At 47.1% G+C, this 527-nt stretch carries 1 rRNA gene; it reads left to right on the top strand.

Features of this window, described 5'->3' with window-relative positions:
- Nucleotides 1-141: 141 nt before the first annotated feature.
- A 16S ribosomal RNA gene (locus A9G28_RS07570) occupies nucleotides 142-527 on the top strand; the annotation flags it as partial.

The raw sequence follows: 527 nt of genomic DNA, 5'->3' as shown, positions 1-527 counted from the left end.
TTAAAAATAAGAAACAGACAATCTGTGTGGGCACTTGCGAGACAAAAGATTAAAGTCTACGGACTAAAAAATTAAGTCTTGATAAGTGACACTGAAGATTCATTTGAATATGTCAGAGACAGTTATTGAGCATCAAACTTTAAATTGAAGAGTTTGATCATGGCTCAGATTGAACGCTGGCGGCAGGCTTAACACATGCAAGTCGAACGGTAACATGAGTGCTTGCACTTGATGACGAGTGGCGGACGGGTGAGTAAAGTATGGGGATCTGCCGAATGGTGGGGAACAACAGTTGGAAACGACTGCTAATACCGCATAAAGTTGAGAGACCAAAGCATGGGACCTTCGGGCCATGCGCCATTTGATGAACCCATATGGGATTAGCTAGTAGGTGGGGTAAAGGCTCACCTAGGCGACGATCTCTAGCTGGTCTGAGAGGATGGCCAGCCACACTGGAACTGAGACACGGTCCAGACTCCTACGGGAGGCAGCAGTGGGGAATATTGCACAATGGGGGGAACCCTGAT

The sequence above is a fragment of the Gilliamella sp. Fer1-1 genome (assembly GCF_001690825.1).
Taxonomy (GTDB): domain Bacteria; phylum Pseudomonadota; class Gammaproteobacteria; order Enterobacterales; family Orbaceae; genus Gilliamella; species Gilliamella apicola_C.
The sequence above is the reverse complement of the archived record's forward strand: the minus strand, read 5'-3'. Positions and strand labels throughout refer to the sequence as shown.